19 protein-coding genes are annotated in these 15,296 nt (G+C 61.3%); 9 read left to right on the top strand and 10 right to left on the bottom strand.

The features are described from left to right. Positions 1 to 8: 8 nt before the first annotated feature. The 6 genes from Q1A32_RS07425 to Q1A32_RS07450 form a co-directional block, all read right to left on the bottom strand. The gene (locus tag Q1A32_RS07425) at positions 9 to 1,031 is read right to left on the bottom strand and encodes an endonuclease/exonuclease/phosphatase family protein (RefSeq protein WP_299651486.1); all 1,023 of its coding nucleotides are present in this window, start codon (positions 1,029 to 1,031) and stop codon (positions 9 to 11) included. A gap of 11 nt (positions 1,032 to 1,042) precedes the next feature. Beyond that, the gene (locus tag Q1A32_RS07430; RefSeq protein ID WP_299607633.1) at positions 1,043 to 1,879 is read right to left on the bottom strand and encodes a hypothetical protein; all 837 of its coding nucleotides are present in this window, start codon (positions 1,877 to 1,879) and stop codon (positions 1,043 to 1,045) included. Between the two features lie 307 nt (positions 1,880 to 2,186). Then, positions 2,187 to 2,792: a 3-isopropylmalate dehydratase small subunit gene (gene leuD / locus Q1A32_RS07435; protein WP_299651488.1), complete on the bottom strand. Its 606-nt coding sequence runs from the start codon at positions 2,790 to 2,792 to the stop codon at positions 2,187 to 2,189. A gap of 203 nt (positions 2,793 to 2,995) precedes the next feature. Continuing rightward, on the bottom strand, positions 2,996 to 3,325 hold the full coding sequence (locus tag Q1A32_RS07440) for a hypothetical protein (RefSeq protein WP_299651490.1): 330 nt from the start codon (positions 3,323 to 3,325) through the stop codon (positions 2,996 to 2,998). Beyond that, positions 3,325 to 4,728 (bottom strand): 3-isopropylmalate dehydratase large subunit, encoded by a 1,404-nt coding sequence (gene leuC, locus Q1A32_RS07445; protein ID WP_299607628.1) that lies wholly within the window; start codon positions 4,726 to 4,728, stop codon positions 3,325 to 3,327. Before leuC ends, Q1A32_RS07440 begins: the two co-directional genes overlap by 1 nt. Before the next feature lie 53 nt (positions 4,729 to 4,781). Continuing rightward, positions 4,782 to 4,892, bottom strand: a complete 111-nt coding sequence (locus tag Q1A32_RS07450) for an isopropylmalate isomerase (protein WP_222521904.1) — start codon at positions 4,890 to 4,892, stop codon at positions 4,782 to 4,784. A 71-nt stretch (positions 4,893 to 4,963) separates the two neighbouring features. Between Q1A32_RS07450 and Q1A32_RS07455 the strand changes: the two genes are divergently transcribed. From Q1A32_RS07455 to Q1A32_RS07465, 3 genes are read left to right on the top strand one after another with little or no spacing between them, the layout of a single operon-like run. After that, positions 4,964 to 6,361, top strand: a complete 1,398-nt coding sequence (locus Q1A32_RS07455; protein ID WP_299651494.1) for a mechanosensitive ion channel family protein — start codon at positions 4,964 to 4,966, stop codon at positions 6,359 to 6,361. After that, complete coding sequence (locus Q1A32_RS07460) at positions 6,358 to 7,023, top strand: MBL fold metallo-hydrolase (RefSeq protein ID WP_299651496.1); 666 nt, start codon at positions 6,358 to 6,360, stop codon at positions 7,021 to 7,023. The genes Q1A32_RS07455 and Q1A32_RS07460 overlap by 4 nt, the downstream gene beginning before the upstream one ends. Positions 7,024 to 7,074: 51 nt before the next feature. Then, complete coding sequence (locus tag Q1A32_RS07465) at positions 7,075 to 7,746, top strand: FAD-binding oxidoreductase (protein ID WP_299651498.1); 672 nt, start codon at positions 7,075 to 7,077, stop codon at positions 7,744 to 7,746. Positions 7,747 to 7,758: 12 nt separating this feature from the next. Here Q1A32_RS07465 and Q1A32_RS07470 read toward each other — a convergent pair whose 3' ends face one another. Together Q1A32_RS07470 and Q1A32_RS07475 are read right to left on the bottom strand one after the other, a co-directional pair. Then, on the bottom strand, positions 7,759 to 8,004 hold the full coding sequence (locus Q1A32_RS07470) for a helix-turn-helix transcriptional regulator (protein ID WP_299607617.1): 246 nt from the start codon (positions 8,002 to 8,004) through the stop codon (positions 7,759 to 7,761). Beyond that, entirely contained in the window at positions 8,001 to 8,534 is a 534-nt protein-coding gene (locus tag Q1A32_RS07475) for a hypothetical protein (RefSeq protein WP_299651500.1), read from the bottom strand. Before Q1A32_RS07475 ends, Q1A32_RS07470 begins: the two co-directional genes overlap by 4 nt. A gap of 342 nt (positions 8,535 to 8,876) precedes the next feature. Between Q1A32_RS07475 and rsfS the strand changes: the two genes are divergently transcribed. After that, the gene (gene rsfS, locus Q1A32_RS07480; RefSeq protein WP_299607612.1) at positions 8,877 to 9,236 is read left to right on the top strand and encodes a ribosome silencing factor; all 360 of its coding nucleotides are present in this window, start codon (positions 8,877 to 8,879) and stop codon (positions 9,234 to 9,236) included. A 12-nt stretch (positions 9,237 to 9,248) separates the two neighbouring features. Beyond that, entirely contained in the window at positions 9,249 to 9,719 is a 471-nt protein-coding gene (gene rlmH, locus Q1A32_RS07485) for a 23S rRNA (pseudouridine(1915)-N(3))-methyltransferase RlmH (protein WP_299607611.1), read from the top strand. Positions 9,720 to 9,806: 87 nt separating this feature from the next. On the opposite strand, the gene Q1A32_RS07490 is transcribed toward rlmH, so the two are convergent. Both Q1A32_RS07490 and Q1A32_RS07495 read right to left on the bottom strand, forming a co-directional pair. Then, on the bottom strand, positions 9,807 to 10,163 hold the full coding sequence (locus Q1A32_RS07490; RefSeq protein WP_299651502.1) for a hypothetical protein: 357 nt from the start codon (positions 10,161 to 10,163) through the stop codon (positions 9,807 to 9,809). Positions 10,164 to 10,199: 36 nt separating this feature from the next. After that, positions 10,200 to 10,898 carry a DUF599 domain-containing protein gene (locus Q1A32_RS07495; protein ID WP_299607607.1) on the bottom strand — a complete coding sequence of 233 codons (699 nt, stop codon included), beginning with the start codon at positions 10,896 to 10,898 and terminating at the stop codon, positions 10,200 to 10,202. Positions 10,899 to 10,982: 84 nt separating this feature from the next. Here Q1A32_RS07495 and Q1A32_RS07500 point away from each other — a divergent pair, with 84 nt between their 5' ends. From Q1A32_RS07500 to glcF, 4 genes are read left to right on the top strand one after another with little or no spacing between them, the layout of a single operon-like run. Then, on the top strand, positions 10,983 to 12,431 hold the full coding sequence (locus tag Q1A32_RS07500; RefSeq protein ID WP_299651504.1) for an FAD-linked oxidase C-terminal domain-containing protein: 1,449 nt from the start codon (positions 10,983 to 10,985) through the stop codon (positions 12,429 to 12,431). A 57-nt stretch (positions 12,432 to 12,488) separates the two neighbouring features. After that, on the top strand, positions 12,489 to 13,604 hold the full coding sequence (glcE, locus tag Q1A32_RS07505) for a glycolate oxidase subunit GlcE (RefSeq protein WP_299651506.1): 1,116 nt from the start codon (positions 12,489 to 12,491) through the stop codon (positions 13,602 to 13,604). Next, complete coding sequence (locus Q1A32_RS07510; protein WP_299651508.1) at positions 13,604 to 13,957, top strand: hypothetical protein; 354 nt, start codon at positions 13,604 to 13,606, stop codon at positions 13,955 to 13,957. The genes glcE and Q1A32_RS07510 overlap by 1 nt, the downstream gene beginning before the upstream one ends. A 1-nt stretch (position 13,958) precedes the next feature. After that, positions 13,959 to 15,272: a glycolate oxidase subunit GlcF gene (glcF, locus tag Q1A32_RS07515; RefSeq protein WP_299651510.1), complete on the top strand. Its 1,314-nt coding sequence runs from the start codon at positions 13,959 to 13,961 to the stop codon at positions 15,270 to 15,272. Positions 15,273 to 15,296: the final 24 nt, after the last annotated feature.

Genomic DNA, 15,296 nt, shown 5'->3' on the forward strand with positions numbered 1-15,296 from the left:
GCTTTCGCCTACTCACCACCGCCCGCAGGGTCAAGGGTCAGGTCCGCCCAAACCAGCCTATGACGGCTGGCTGTTGCGACGGTGTCGGCAAAGGGGTCGTCTGGCGCGGGCCACAGCACACCGCTGTCTTCCACGCGCCAATGGATCGAGGGGAAAACATAGCTGACGCGCAGGTCGCCGGGCACCGGATCGGTCCAGTCCACGGTGTCTGTTCCAAAGTGTCCCAGCGGGGACAGATTGATAAGTCTTTGATCTGAAAGGAGGTTGGATATGCCGCTGTGCAAACCGCTGCCATCTTCGGGGTCTAGGTTGGCGTCCCCTGCGATGACAAATGCTCCGGGTGGGGCTGTGCCGACCGTTCCATCAAGCACGTGCTGCCAGAGCCGAACCTCGTCGTGATTGCGCTTGCCGTTTCGATCTTCCGGGCCATCAAAGACCGGGGGCGACGCGTGGAAAGTCATCAGCTGAAACGGACCGTCTGGCGTGTCGATGGGCACAATCCAGTGCCCCGTGGTGGACAGTCGTTGCGCAGCTTGGGCCTCCGCTGATGGGAAAGGCGCGCCCAACACCTCGGGAAGGAGCGCCTCGGGAATGTCGACCCAAAGCAGATCGGACAGGTCCTGCACGTTGCCTGCGTCGATGGGCAAGCGCGACAGGATCGCCATGCCGCCCTGTCCCGAAAAGCGGCCGTAGCCTTGCGCGTCACGCGGTCCGCCAAGCCGCCCGTCGCCATCCATGTCGAGGCCGGTGGGCAGGCCAGTATTGGGGCGCAGGGCGAAATGGTGAGGGTATCCGGCGGCCTTGGCGAACCGGGTCAGCGCCTCGCCCGTCAGGTCGTAGTCGATGCCTTGCAGGGCCAGAACGTCCGCGTCCGCGCGCTTGATGACAGCCAGAACAGCGTTGATCTGATCATCTTCGCCGCGCGCCAGATCGCGCAGGAACAGCCCCGGACCGTCGCGGTGAAGTTCAGTGTTGTATGTGGCGATGCGGATCGTGTCCGCCTGTGCCATGGCCCCCGTTGCGAGGGCCATGAAGAGCGGGATCAGGCCAGCAACAAATCCGCGTCGGCGTTGGCGTAGGCCCGCTTGCGCTGGTCCTTGATCATCTCTGCGATCCGCTGCATCGCGATGCCACGCATGATCATGCTGGCGGGAAGGAAAGCCCATGCGCTCATTGTCCAGATCAGGGTTTGCGGGTTCTCAAGCGAGATCGGGTTTAGCAGGTCAGCGGCCATTTTGACCACCGCAGGAATGAGGAACGGCAGAAGGAACCCAAGCGCGATGTTGATCCGTGCGTCACGGTTCAGCCGATACAGGACGTCGCCGCCTGCTGTGGGGTCGAACAGCGGCAGGTTGACCCACACGTTGAAAGACCCGTTGCGCGACGGCCAGCCCAACACCCGAACAAGGAACAGGAACACGGCCATGGCGGTGAGGGAGATCAGATAGGCGAGGCCAGCGGCGGTGCGCACCGATTGCACAATGCTGTCCTGTGCGTCCGGTGGCAGCATCAGCACGACAAGGCGCACGGGGCTGTAGGGAAAATCAATGCTGTTGCCGATGATCGTGCCCACGGAGGTGAGGGCATTGGTCAAAAGCGTCGGATCCGTCTTGCCCCGGCAGATCATGCTGAGCAGGAAAACGGTCGCCAGCAAGGCGGCAAAGCGCAAGCGATTGAAGGGGGCAGCATCGCGGAATTCGACGATGCTGGGACTGGTCGAATTGTATTCGACAAAGGTGAGGAACGCCGCAAGAAGCGCAATCAGGATGGTTGCTTGCGATGAATCCATGGAGGCTCCGGGCACCACCAGGGCCGGTGTGGCAATCATCAATGCCACAAGAAAGCCGCGCATCGCGGCACCTGACAATCGTGCAATCACGTTTCTCGATCCCTTCAAACTGGCCAGTCCCGATACGTTGCCGCGACTTGTTCCAACTTGATCCCGCCGGGTCAGGCGGGTGCCTCATTCTGGCCACATTTGTGCCTTGATTGACCCGGTGTCTCAAGTCTCATGGTTAATGAAACGTAAATGGTTGGGCATTTTGAGGGGCGGGGTGGTGCGTTTGTGCATCATTTCTGAGGCAGGGTTTGGGCACTCTATTGTGCGACCCCAACATGTTGTGTGCACGTTCTGAGGGAGGCATAGCGGCGCACCACCGCTATGCCAGACCTTGGTTAATGCAGGCTTAGACCCACGGGCGCGCTTGTGCGGCCTGCGCCTCATAGGTGTCGATGCTGCTGACCTTTTCCATCGTCAGGCCGATGTCATCGAGCCCTTCCATCAGGCAGTGCTTTTTGAAGGCGTCGACCTCGAAGGAGAAGCTTTCGCCGTCCGACGTGGTCACGGTCTGGTTCTCCAGATCGACCGTCATGCGGGCGTTCGCGCCCTTTTCGGCATCTTTCATCAGAACTTCGACCGCGTCGGCGGGCAGGGCGATGGGAAGAATGCCGTTCTTGAAGCAGTTGTTGTAGAAAATGTCGGCAAAACTGGTGGATATGACGCAGCGGATGCCGAAATCCTTGATCGCCCAAGGCGCGTGTTCGCGGGACGAGCCGCACCCAAAGTTGTCACCGGCCACGAGGATTTCTGCAGAACGGTATGCGTCCTGGTTCAGCACGAAATCGGGAATTTCGTTGCCGGAGCGGTCAAAGCGCATCTCGTCAAAGAGGTTCGCGCCAAGGCCGGAGCGCTTGATCGTTTTCAGGAACTGCTTGGGGATGATCATATCGGTGTCGATATTCACCAGCGGCATGGGCGCCGCGATCCCTGTGAGTGTTTCGAATTTGTCCATTGTCGTTAACCTTTCAAAGGTTGGCGGCGGGGTGAACCCCGCCCTACATCTTGTTGTCTTGGTGTGGCAGACAGGGTGTCACCCCCCGTGCACCATCCGTACACCCCCTGTGCACCCCGACCGCGAAGGTGGTGTAACGGGCTGTTAACCCTTGGGTGCGTGCGTTGGCTGGGGCTTGATGATCCATCGGGTGTGTTCTGACGTCAGCGTAGCGGTGCGATGCGCAGCGATCCGGTTGATGTTCGATCAACATAAACCGTGCCGGTGCGCATTGTGTATCCGGCAGAGCAGAGTGCGGAGAATGTGCGGTCGCCGCTGCTGTCCACCGATGTGGTGAAGCCGGAGATTGCTTTTCCGGGGCAGATCGCTGCAAGGGCGGAACGCACGTCACCGTCGGTGAAGGCACTTGCCCTTGCATTGCCGATTGCGAAATTGTCGGACAGCGAGAACCAGAATGTCGTGTTTCGGTTCTGTGCCGCGGCGGGGACTGCAACCCCCGCTGCCACCGCCAATATCGCAAGTGCGCCGCGCATTACATCAGGTCCCGCACGTCTGTCAGTTTGCCGGTGATGGCCGCAGCCGCCGCCATTCCGGGGGACACGAGGTGCGTGCGGCCCTTGTAGCCTTGCCGCCCCTCGAAGTTCCGGTTGGAGGTGGAGGCGCAGCGTTCGCCTTCGCTCAGCTGGTCGGGGTTCATGGCAAGGCACATGGAACAGCCCGCGAGCCGCCATTCGAATCCCGCCTCTTTGAAGATGTCGGCCAGCCCTTCTTCCTCGGCCTGTGCGCGCACGAGGCCCGAGCCGGGCACGACCATGGCGCGTTTGACGGCCACTTTCTTGCCCTTCAGGATTTCCGCAGCGGCGCGCAGGTCTTCGATCCGGCCATTGGTACAGGAGCCGATGAACACGGTGTCAATCTCGATCTCGGACAGCGGTGTGCCGGGCGTCAGACCCATATAGTCGAGCGAGCGTTGGGCCGCGCCGACCTTGCCGCCTTCGAAGTCATCCGCCGACGGCACGGTGGCCGTGATCGGCAGCACGTCTTCGGGCGAGGTGCCCCATGTCACAACCGGTGCGATGTCTTCGCCCTTGATCGTGATGACCTTGTCCCACTGGGCGTCATCATCCGAATAAAGCGTTTTCCACCATGCAAGGGCGGCTTCGAACTGCGCGCCTTTGGGGGCGTGGGGGCGGCCCTTCACGTATTCAAAGGTTTTCTCGTCCGGTGCGATCAGGCCAGCGCGCGCGCCGCCTTCGATGGCCATGTTGCAGACGGTCATGCGCCCTTCCATGGACAGGTCGCGGATCGCTTCGCCGCAATATTCGATGACGTAGCCGGTGCCGCCTGCGGTGCCCGTTTCGCCAATCACCGACAGGGTGATGTCCTTGGCCGTGACGCCGGGGCGCAGCTTGCCCGTGATCTCGACCTTCATGTTCTTGGATTTCTTCTGGATCAGCGTCTGGGTTGCCAACACGTGCTCCACCTCGGACGTGCCGATGCCGTGGGCCAGTGCGCCAAACGCACCGTGGGTGGCGGTGTGGCTGTCACCGCACACGACCGTCATGCCCGGCAGGGTCCAGCCCTGTTCAGGACCGACGATGTGCACGATGCCTTGGCGCACGTCGGACACGGGGTAGTAGTGGATGCCGAAATCCTTGGCGTTCTTGTCGAGCGCTTCGACCTGCACGCGGCTGTCTTCGGTCATGGTGGCGGCGTTGGCGCGGTCCAGCGTGGTGGGCACGTTGTGGTCCGGCACGGCGATGGTCTTGTCGGGCGCGCGGACGGGGCGATTTGCCATGCGCAGCCCTTCGAAGGCTTGCGGGCTGGTCACTTCGTGCACGAGGTGCCGGTCGATATAAAGCAGGCAGGTGCCATCGTCGGCTTCGTGCGCGACATGGGCATCCCAGATTTTGTCATAGAGCGTCTTGGGGGACATGGGTCCTCTCCCTTCGGAAAACGGATTTTGAGATGGATGGAGGGCAAGCCGCCTTATAGGCGTGCCAGCACCGTGTGCGTCGCCCCGAAAAAGCGTTCGCGCAGCCGTGCGCGGTCATCCATGTCGAACAGGCGTGTCATGCGTGCCAGATAACGGGATTCCATGCGCCGATCAAGCGAGGTTCGATTGATCACCCGGCGTGGGCGTTGCATGCTGCCCGGAACGGAGGGCAGCGATGAGCAATCACACGGACAGCACCGGCAACGAGATTGCCGACGCGCTGAATTCCGCGGCGGAAGCGGCAGCGCTGGGCGAGTCGCAGGATGGCGAGACGCTGCTGGAAGTGGTCGCATCGCTGGCACTGTTGCTGCTGGAGCATGCGCAGACCCTGTTGTCATCACTGTTGCGGCCCTGGGTGGCCTACCAGATCGGCATCGCCCTCTTGGTGTTTGTGGCGGCGTTGCTGCTGCGCCGGACCCTTGGTCCGCGCATTCGGGAATGGATGGGCACGCGCGAAGGCTGGCCCAAATGGCGTATGCGTGTGCTTGTGGTCGTGCATCAAAGGCTGCGTGCGATCTTTTTCGTTGTCCTGATCTGGATGGTTGTCTGGATCATGCGCGAGGTGACGTGGCCGTCGCGGTCCTATGTGCTTGGCCTGATTGCAACGCTGGCCACGGCGTGGCTGCTGGTTGTCTTTGCAACGCGGTTGATCCGCTCGATCTTTTTGCGCCGGACAGTGCGGTACGGGGCGTATATCTATGTCACGCTTTACGTGCTGGGCCTTGTGGACGAGGCGGCAGAGGTGCTGGACGCCGCCGCGTTCAGCATCGGGGAGTTCCGGATATCGGCCCTGCTGATCGTGCAGGGCGTTGTGATCATCGGCTGTCTTCTGGCGCTGGCCCGTTTTGTCACGGTCACCACGTCCAGCCGCATTCAGGCCAACGAAGATATCTCGCCCTCTATGCGCGTGCTGATCGTGAAGGTCGTGCAGATCGGGTTTTACGCCATCGCTTTTTACGCCGGTGTGCGGGCGTTGGGGATCGATCTGACGGGACTGGCCGTGCTGTCCGGTGCCATCGGTGTGGGCCTTGGCTTTGGTCTGCAAAAGGTGGTGTCGAACCTTGTGTCGGGCGTCATCATCCTGCTTGATAAATCCATCAAACCCGGTGACGTGATCTCGCTGGGCGACACGTTCGGGTGGATCCAGACGCTGGGCGCGCGCTATGCCTCGGTCGTGACGCGCGACGGGCGCGAATACCTGATCCCGAACGAAGACCTGATCACCGGGCAGGTGGTCAACTGGTCTCATTCCAACGATTTTGTCCGCCTCGATATTTACTTTGGCACGTCTTATGGCTGTGACCCGCACAAGGTCCGCAAGCTGGCGATTGAGGCCGCGAAGGAGGTCGAGCGCGTGCTGTCCTCGCGCCCGCCGGTGTGTCACATCGTGGGCTTTGGCGACAGTTCGGTGGACTACATCCTGCGCTTCTGGATCACGGACCCGACCGGGGGCCTGACCAATATCAGGGGCAATGTGTATCTGGCCTTGTGGGACGCGTTCAAAGAGAACAACATTTCCATTCCGTTCCCGCAGCGCGAGGTTCGGTTGTTGGGAGAGGACGACGGATCATGATCCAGATTGCGGAAGGGGCATGGCAAATACCCGTGATGCCACGCCAGTCGATCAACTGCTATTTGCTGGGCGATGTACTGGTGGATGCGGGCGTCAAACGGTCGGGTCCCAAGCTGCTGCGTGCGCTGCGGGGCAAAGCCGTGTCGGCGCACGTGCTGACCCACGCCCATCCCGACCATCAGGGTGCAACCGCCGATATGTGCGATGCGCTGAACCTGCCCCTCATGTGTCACGCGGATGAACGCGAGGCGGCCGAAACCGGATACGTTCTGGGCTCATTTCCGAAACCCAACGCGCTCATGGCGCGGATGCAGCAGACGTTCTTTGCCGGGCGGGGGCATCCGGTTGCCCGAACCTTGGTCGAGGGGGACAATGTGGGCGGATTTCAGGTGGTGGAGACGCCCGGCCATACGCGCGGCCACATCTCGTTCTGGCGGGCGTCGGATGGCGTGCTGATTGCCGGTGATGCGGCCGTCGGCATGAACCTGTTTACCACGAAGCCTGAGCTTGGCCTGCCCTTGGGCGTTGCGACCTGGGATATGGGCGCGGCCAGGCAGTCGATCCGTAAGCTTGCAGCCTTGCAGCCCAAGAAAGTGGCGTTTGGGCATGGGCCAGCTGTCGACGGTGCGACATTTGTGCGGTTTGCCGAGGGTCTGGCCTAGGCGCGGAACAGGACAGGTGTCGAGGCGTTGGGTGATCAAAGGAGACACCACATGCCACACACCATGACCCTGCGAGACGTCGCGCAATTGACCCACGACACGCATCGGTACGTTTTCGGACGCCCTGCCAATTTCGATTTCAAACCCGGACAGGCCGCAGAGCTTGCGATCTGCCGGGATGGATGGCGCGATGCGTCGCGGCCCTTCACCTTTACCTCCCTGCCCGAAGACGATGAATTGGAATTTGTCATCAAGAGCTATCCGAGCAAGGACGGTGTGACCGATGAACTGACCGACATCGAGCCCGGCACCGTCTTCGAGATGGACGGCCCCTTTGGCGCAATCGAGGACAAGGGACCAGGTGTGTTTCTCGCGGCGGGTGTCGGCATCACGCCGTTCATCGCGATCCTGCGCCACCGCGCCCGCGCGGGCACGCTGAAGGGCTGCCACCTGATCTTTTCCAACACATGCGCAAAGGACATTATTCTACGTGATGAGTGGGATGGGATGACGGACCTGACCGTTGATCACGTGCTGGATCAAGAGCAGGTGGATGGATTGCACCACGGTCAGGTCGACGGCGCGTTTCTGCGCAAGCATCTGAGCAATTTGGACCGGATGTTCTATATCTGCGGGCCGCAAGCCTATGTGGACGCGATGCGCGATGCCTTGAGCGAAATGGGCGTGGACAGCGACAAAATCGTCACCGAAGACGGCTGGTAGGCCCGGCCCGGATCAAGAGCGCAGAACGTCGGCCGGTTGCAGGTCGGCGCTCTGAACATCCGCCTCAAGCAGATCGCCCGGTTGGCAGTCGAGGGCGGCGCACAGCTTTGCCAGCGTTTCGAAGCGGATGCCTTTGACCTTGCCTGATTTGAGCAGGCTGAGGTTTTGTTCGGTGATGCCAATCTGGGCCGCCAGATCGCGCCCCTTGATCTTGCGCAGCGCCATCATCACGTCGAGGCGGACGATGATGCCGGTCATACGAATTCCTTGTTCTCGGTCATCAGCCGCGCCGCTTCGGACTGGATGTATCCAAACAGGGTGAGCACCGCCGCTGCCAGAAGCAGGAACAACCCGGTGCCATCAATCGCGACGGACAGCGTGCGTTGGCCCGGTGCGTTGTTCCAGGTAAGCGCCAGGATGACCAACGTGTGGCTGAACACGTTGATCACTGCCAGCGCCAACAGCCCTTGGCCGATGCGCAGGACTTGTCGGGCCGTGTCACTTTCAAATATGTCCCCGTCCGCGCAGGCGGCCAACCAGCTGCGAATGCACCACAGCACCCACAACAGAAGTCCGAAGGATGCGACTTCGACCATGCGCCAAAGGCCGATGGCCCATGGTCCGGGCGTGTCGGGAAAGTGTGTAGTGGCGTAATCCTCGCGCAATGCCGCAACGCCGAGCCCGCCATCGGCAATGCTGATGGCAGCAGCCACGCACAGCAGCGTGATCAGGCCGATGGTGGCCCATTCGAACGTGCGGGCGCGGCGGGCGAATATGTCGTCTTGCATGAGGTGTTCCTGTTTAATATCTAAAACTTAATGTAAAACAGTAATTAATGATTCGAAAGAGGTAAACAGTGGTAAGGCAGACCATCCTGTTCATTGCGATTTTATTGGGGATTTTCGCGCAGACCCAATAGGACGCGTCGAAGGTCAGATCACATTTTGGCTTCGATCATTTCGCAACGGAAGATCACGGAATGTCGCGCCTACATTGAAATGTCGCATGCGCGTTGTTACGATCAGGTTATCCCAGCGCCGGGGATTTTGGACGGCGTGCTGACTAAGGAGGACAATGTCCTGTCAATCTCTGCCGACGCGGTGTACTCCGCCGATGGAGCCGCGGCTGTAATGGCCGCTCCCAAAACGCAAGCCACAAGCGAGGGTATCCTTGAGGCTGTGCTGTCTTCCCTCTCAGACGACAAGGCCGAAGATGTTGTGCAGATCGATCTGCGCGGCAAGACGGCCATGGGTGATCACATGGTCATCTGTTCCGGTCGGTCGTCCCGCCAGGTGGCGGCGATTTCCGAAAAGCTGGTCGAACGGCTGAAGGCCAAGTTTGGCATTTCAACCCGGGTTGAGGGCAAGGATACTGGCGATTGGGTCCTGATCGACACGGGCGATGTGATCGTCCACGTGTTCCGTCCCGAAGTGCGCGAGTTTTACCAGTTGGAGAAGATGTGGCAGCCAAGCGCTGCTGCGACCAACTGATGTAGCGCACCTGTGCGTGTGCATATCTGTGCGGTGGGCCGCCTGCGCGGTGGCCCCGAGGGTGATTTGGTCAAAGACTATGTCACCCGCTTTGACCGCACGGGCCGGGCCCTTGGCCTTGGCCCCCTGACCCTGACCGAAGTCGAAGACCGCAAGGGCGGCGGCATGGCTGCCGAGGCGGACCTGTTGCGCCGTTCGGTTCCCAAAGGCGCTGTTATGTGCTGTCTGGATGAGCGCGGCAAGGTCGAGCCGTCTCCCGCCTTTGCCAAGCGGCTTGCGGGGTGGCGGGATATGGGGCGCGCCGATGTCGCCTTTGTCATTGGTGGGGCAGATGGGATTGACCCGTCGCTTCGGTCCGAGGCCGATCATTTGTTGTCGTTCGGGGCGATGGTGTGGCCGCATATGCTGGTGCGGGTGATGCTGGCCGAGCAGTTGTACCGGGCAGCGTCGATCCTGGCCGGATCGCCCTATCACCGGGTGTGATCCAAAGGCCGCTTGCGCGACGCGATTTCTTTTCTTGAATGGGGCTCTGCCCCAAACCCCGGGATATTTCTGGCCAAGAGAAGGTGTTTAGCTGCCGGGGAGCGGAACGATCGTGGTGCCTTCGTTCCAGCCCTTGGGCAGGTCGCGGGCCTGCACCTGCACCTCTGTCGTACCTGCCGGGATCACCACGCCGTCGAGGCTGCGCGTGAAGGGTTGTTCGTTTTCATGCGGGTGGAAGAGGACCCGCATGCCCAGTTCGTTTCCGTCCATATCCAGCACCCGCCAGCCGTCGGCGTAGTGGTCCCAGCCTGTGTCGGGGTGCCTGATCGTCACGGAGAACCGGTATGTGTCGTCGCCGGTTTTCGTGATGGCGACATCTTCGATCACGGGTTCTTCGGCGAAGGCGGGGGCTGCGATCAGCAGCAGGGGCAGCAAACGTTTCATATGGGAAGGGTAAGCAGTTGATGGCTGCCTGTCATGTCACGTGTCCGTGCCCAGAAGGATCGTGCGCGATTGGGAGGCAAATTCGCGCCGCCATATCACGGCCAGTGTGAAGGTCGTGGCGACCAGTAGGGTGATTGGCCCTGCCAACCATGCCACGCAGGCGAGGGCAAAGTAGACCGAGCGCAGGCCGCGGTTGAACGACCGGGCGGCGGTGATGTTGATCTCTGCCGCTTGGGCGGCGCGGGGGTGGCAGTCGGGGTGTGACGTGTCGTTTGGCACGGCGGCCATGACAACGGCGGCATAGCCGAACAGCCGGTTGGCCCAGACAAATTTCAGAAACGCGTTGGTGAGGAACAGGGCGACCACCAGCATCTTTGCCTCCCAGACGAAGGCGGGAGTGTCCATCAAGACGAGGTCGTTGGCGATGCCCGTGAGCCGTTCTGCATTGCCCAGCAGGGCCAGCGTGCCGCCGATGGCGATCACGGACGTCGAGGCGAAGAAGGCCGTGCCCTGGCGCAGGCTTGCGACAACCTGAGCGTCGAAAATCCGCGGTTCGCGCGTGATCATCTGCTGCATCCACTCACGTCGGAAGCCGGCCATGATCTGTGAGGTCGAGGGATGCTTGGAGGCGGGGTGTTCGATCCGCCAGCCGATCAGCGCCCACCCGAGCACCAGCAAGCCAAGTGCGCCGAAATCGAGAGGGGTGAACAGGCTAAATCGGTCAATCCAGGTCATGGCTGCGGTCTTACACCGCAGCGTTTGGGATTGCATCCCTGCGGAATTGGTCATATTATTTTACCAATCGCCGGAGGATGCCCCATGGAAATGCCTGTCCCTGATTCTGACGTGTTGTCGCGCAAGGCGCGGGTGGTGGAGCGTTTGCGCGGTGTGTTGCCAGCTGACGCCGTGATTGATGATCCGGCGCAAACGCGCGCCTATGAATGCGACGCGCTGACCGCCTATCGCTGTCCGCCCATGGTGGCTGTATTGCCGTCGACCACGGGCGAGGTTTCGGACGTGCTGCGTATTTGCCACGAAGAAGGTGTACCGGTCGTGCCACGCGGATCAGGCACGTCACTGGCCGGAGGCGCGCTGCCCACGGCCGATTGCGTTATTCTGGGCGTGGCCCGCATGAATGACGTGATCGAGACCGACTATGACAACCGCATCATCCGCGTGCAGACGGGCCGCACCAATCTGAGCGTCACGGGCGCGGTCGAGGAGGACGGGTTCTTTTACGCCCCCGATCCGTCGAGCCAACTGGCTTGTGCCATCGCGGGCAATATCGCGATGAATTCAGGCGGGGCGCACTGTTTGAAATACGGGGTGACCACCAACAATCTGATGGGCGTGACGCTGGTGCAGATGGACGGCACTGTGGTCGAGATTGGTGGCGCGCATCTGGATGCCGGGGGGCTCGACCTTTTGGGTGTGATCTGCGGATCAGAGGGACAGCTGGGTGTTGTGACCGAGGCGACGTTGCGCATCCTGCACAAGCCTGAAGGCGCACGGCCCGTGCTGATGGGGTTTGAAAGCGCCGAAGTGGCAGGCGCATGCGTGGCCGATATCATCAAGGCGGGTGTTCTGCCCGTGGCCATAGAGTTCATGGACAAGATGCTGATCGAGGTCTGTGAGGATTTCGCCAAGGCCGACTATCCCATGTGCAGTGCACTGCTGATCGTCGAAGTCGAAGGATCGGATGCAGAGATTGATGCGCAATTGGCGTTGATCACGGACATTGCCAAACGCCACAATCCGGTGGCCCTGCGCGAAAGCGCGTCGACCGAGGAAAGCGCACGCATCTGGGCGGGGCGCAAAGCGGCGTTTTCGGCCATCGGGCGCATCAGCGACTACATGTGCCTCGATGGCACGATCCCTGTGTCGGAACTGCCCTATGTCCTGCGCCGCATCGGTGAAATGTCGGAAAAATACGGCCTGCCTGTGGGCAACGTGTTTCATGCGGGCGACGGCAACATGCACCCGTTGATTTGTTATGACGCCAACAAACCCGGTGACCTCGAACTGTGCGAAGAGTTTGGTGCAGAAGTTTTGAAGCTGTGCGTTGAGGTGGGCGGTTGTCTGACCGGAGAGCATGGTGTGGGGATCGAGAAGCGTGATCTGATGACCTATCAATATGCCCCAGCCGATCTTGAGGCGCAGATGGCCGTCAAGGATGTGTTCGATGCAAGGTGGTTGTTGAACCCCGCCAAGGTGTTTCCTCTGGCCGTGTCGGAACAACGCCGTGGCGTGCAGATTGCAGCGGAGTAGGGGGCCAGCCCCCTCGGCCTGATGGCCTCACCCCGAAGTTTATTGGGCAAGATGAAGATGAGCAAATTGAAGACGGAAGAGGCGATTGCGGACGCGGTTGCATCAGCGCAAGGCCCATTGGCCATTCGCGGGGGCGGTACGCGGTCTGTGGGCCGACCGGTTGTGGGTGAGGTGCTGGATGTGTCGGGCCTGTCGGGCGTGACGCTTTACGAACCGGGCGCGTTGACCATCGTGGCGCAGGCGGGCACGCCTGTGGCAGAGATTGAGGCCACGCTGGCCGCTGAAAACCAGCGTCTTGCGTTTGAGCCATATGATTTGACGGGGCTGCTCGGAACCTCGGGTGCGTCCACAATTGGCGGGGTCATTGCCACCAATGCCAGCGGGCCGCGCCGCATTATGGCAGGGGCCGCGCGGGACTTTGCGCTTGGCGTGCGGTTCGTCGATGGCGCAGGGCGCGTTGTCAAAAACGGTGGCCGCGTGATGAAGAATGTCACGGGGTATGATCTGGTGAAGCTGATGTGTGGATCGTGGGGCACGTTGGGCGTGCTGACCGAGGTCAGCCTGAAAGTGATGCCGTCGGTTGAAGCCGAGATGACGCTGGCCATCGACGGTCTGGACCCCTCCCGCGCCGTTGCCGCGATGAGCCAAGCCCTCGGGTCGCCCTTCGAGGTGTCGGGCGCTGCCTGGGTCGACGGGCAGGTCTGGCTGCGCCTTGAGGGGTTCGAGGCATCGGTCGCGTACCGCGCGGGCATGCTGAGATCGCTGTTGTCCGAGTTTGGTGACGCCGCTGAGGTGAACGCCGATTGGGCTACGGTTCGGGATGCAAAGCCCTTGCAGCAGGCCGACGCTGTCTGGCGCGTTTCGGTCAAGCCGGGTGACGGTCCTGCAGTGATCGCGGATGTTCCAGACGCCTGCGAGACGTTGATGGATTGGGGGGGCGGTCTGCTCTGGATCGGTCAAACCGGCGGTGGCAGTGCGGCCACACATGAGCGCCTGCAGGCGCAGGTGGCTGCACTTGGTGGCCATGCAACGTTGATCAAGGGGCCGGAGGACGTTCGCGCCGCCGTGCCCGTATTCCAACCCGAAGCCCCGGGCGTGGCGGCCTTGACCGCGGCATTGCGGCAGAGGTTTGACCCGCAGGGCATCCTGAACCCCGGATTGATGGCGGCCTGATGATCCTGACCCTGTTCCTGATGGCCTTTGTCGTTGGTCCTGCCTTGTTTTTTGCGCTGGATCGCATGGTATCGCGGCATTGGCCGCTGGCTTTGATCGCATTTATCCTTGTTCTCGCCAGCTTTGTCCTGCGCAGCGATGCGCGCCTTGTCCTCAGTTTCGAGGAGACGGGCGCTGTTCTGAGCGTGGTCTTTATCTGGCTGGCGTGGGTGCTGGTGATGGCACTTGTATCGCGCGCGTTGAAGCAGGGGTTCCCCTCGGTCCGGGCGGGGCGGTTGATCCGTATCGCATGCGCAATGGGCACCACGGTGCCATGGTTCGGCTTTGCCGCAGCTCAAATGATGGCGAGATAGAATGCAAACCACCTTTACTCCCGAGCAATTGACCGATCCGCAGATCGAACGGTCCAACGAGATCCTGCGCAATTGCGTGCATTGCGGGTTCTGCACTGCGACGTGCCCCACGTATCAGGTGCTGGGCGATGAGTTGGACAGCCCGCGCGGGCGTATTTACCTGATCAAGGACATGCTCGAAAACGACCGGGTTCCGGATGAGAAAGTGGTCAAACATATCGACCGTTGCCTGTCGTGTCTGGCGTGCATGTCCACGTGCCCGTCAGGTGTGCACTATATACATCTGGTCGATCATGCGCGCGAGTATATCGAGAACCGGTACAAACGTCCCTTCACCGATCGTGCCTTGCGCTGGATCCTGGCCCGTATCCTGCCCTATCCCATGCGCTTTCGTGTGGCGTTGCTGGGGGCCAAGATGGGACGCCCGTTCGCGCGATTGATGCCGGACGCGCGGTTGCGCGCGATGCTTGAGATGGCGCCGGATCACATTCCGCCCGTCAGCCGCAATGACGACCCGCAAAGCTTTGCGCCCTTGGCCGAGAAGAAGATGCGCGTGGCCCTGATGACCGGTTGTGCCCAAAAGGCGCTGAACACGGATATCAACGATGCGACCATCCGCTTGCTCACCCGGCTGGGCTGCGAAGTGGTGGTGGCGGAGGGGGCCGGGTGCTGCGGTGCGCTGACCCACCACATGGGCAAGGCAAGCGAGAGCCACGCGACGGCGGCCAAGAACATCAAGGCTTGGGCGGCAGAGATGGATGGCAAGGGGCTGGATGCTATTGTCGTGAACACGTCCGGCTGCGGCACCACGGTCAAGGATTACGGGCACATGTTCCGCAATGATCCTCTGGCTGACGATGCCGCGCGCGTGGCCGGTATCGCCATGGATGTGAGCGAGGTCCTGATGAAGTTGGACCTGCCCGAGGGCGACACGAAGGGCATGACAATCGCCTACCATGCCGCTTGTTCGTTGCAGCATGGCCAGCAGATCAAGACGTTTCCCAAGGACCTTCTGAAACGCGCGGGCTATACCGTGGTTGAGCCTGCTGACAGCCATCTTTGTTGTGGATCTGCAGGGACTTACAACCTGATGCAGCCCGAGATTTCCAAGCAGTTGAAAGAGCGTAAGGTGCGGACATTGCAGGCCAGGAACCCGGATATCATTGCCGCGGGCAACATTGGGTGCATGATGCAGATCGGGTCCGCCGCCGGTGTGCCTGTGGTGCATACGGTGGAGCTTCTGGATTGGTCGACAGGTGGCCCGCGTCCACCCGCGTTGGACCGGCACCCAAGCGACGTGCCCATTTTACGTTAAATTCGACGCGTGCCCTAATTTTGC

It is taken from the genome of uncultured Tateyamaria sp. (genome assembly GCF_947503415.1).
GTDB lineage: Bacteria > Pseudomonadota > Alphaproteobacteria > Rhodobacterales > Rhodobacteraceae > Tateyamaria.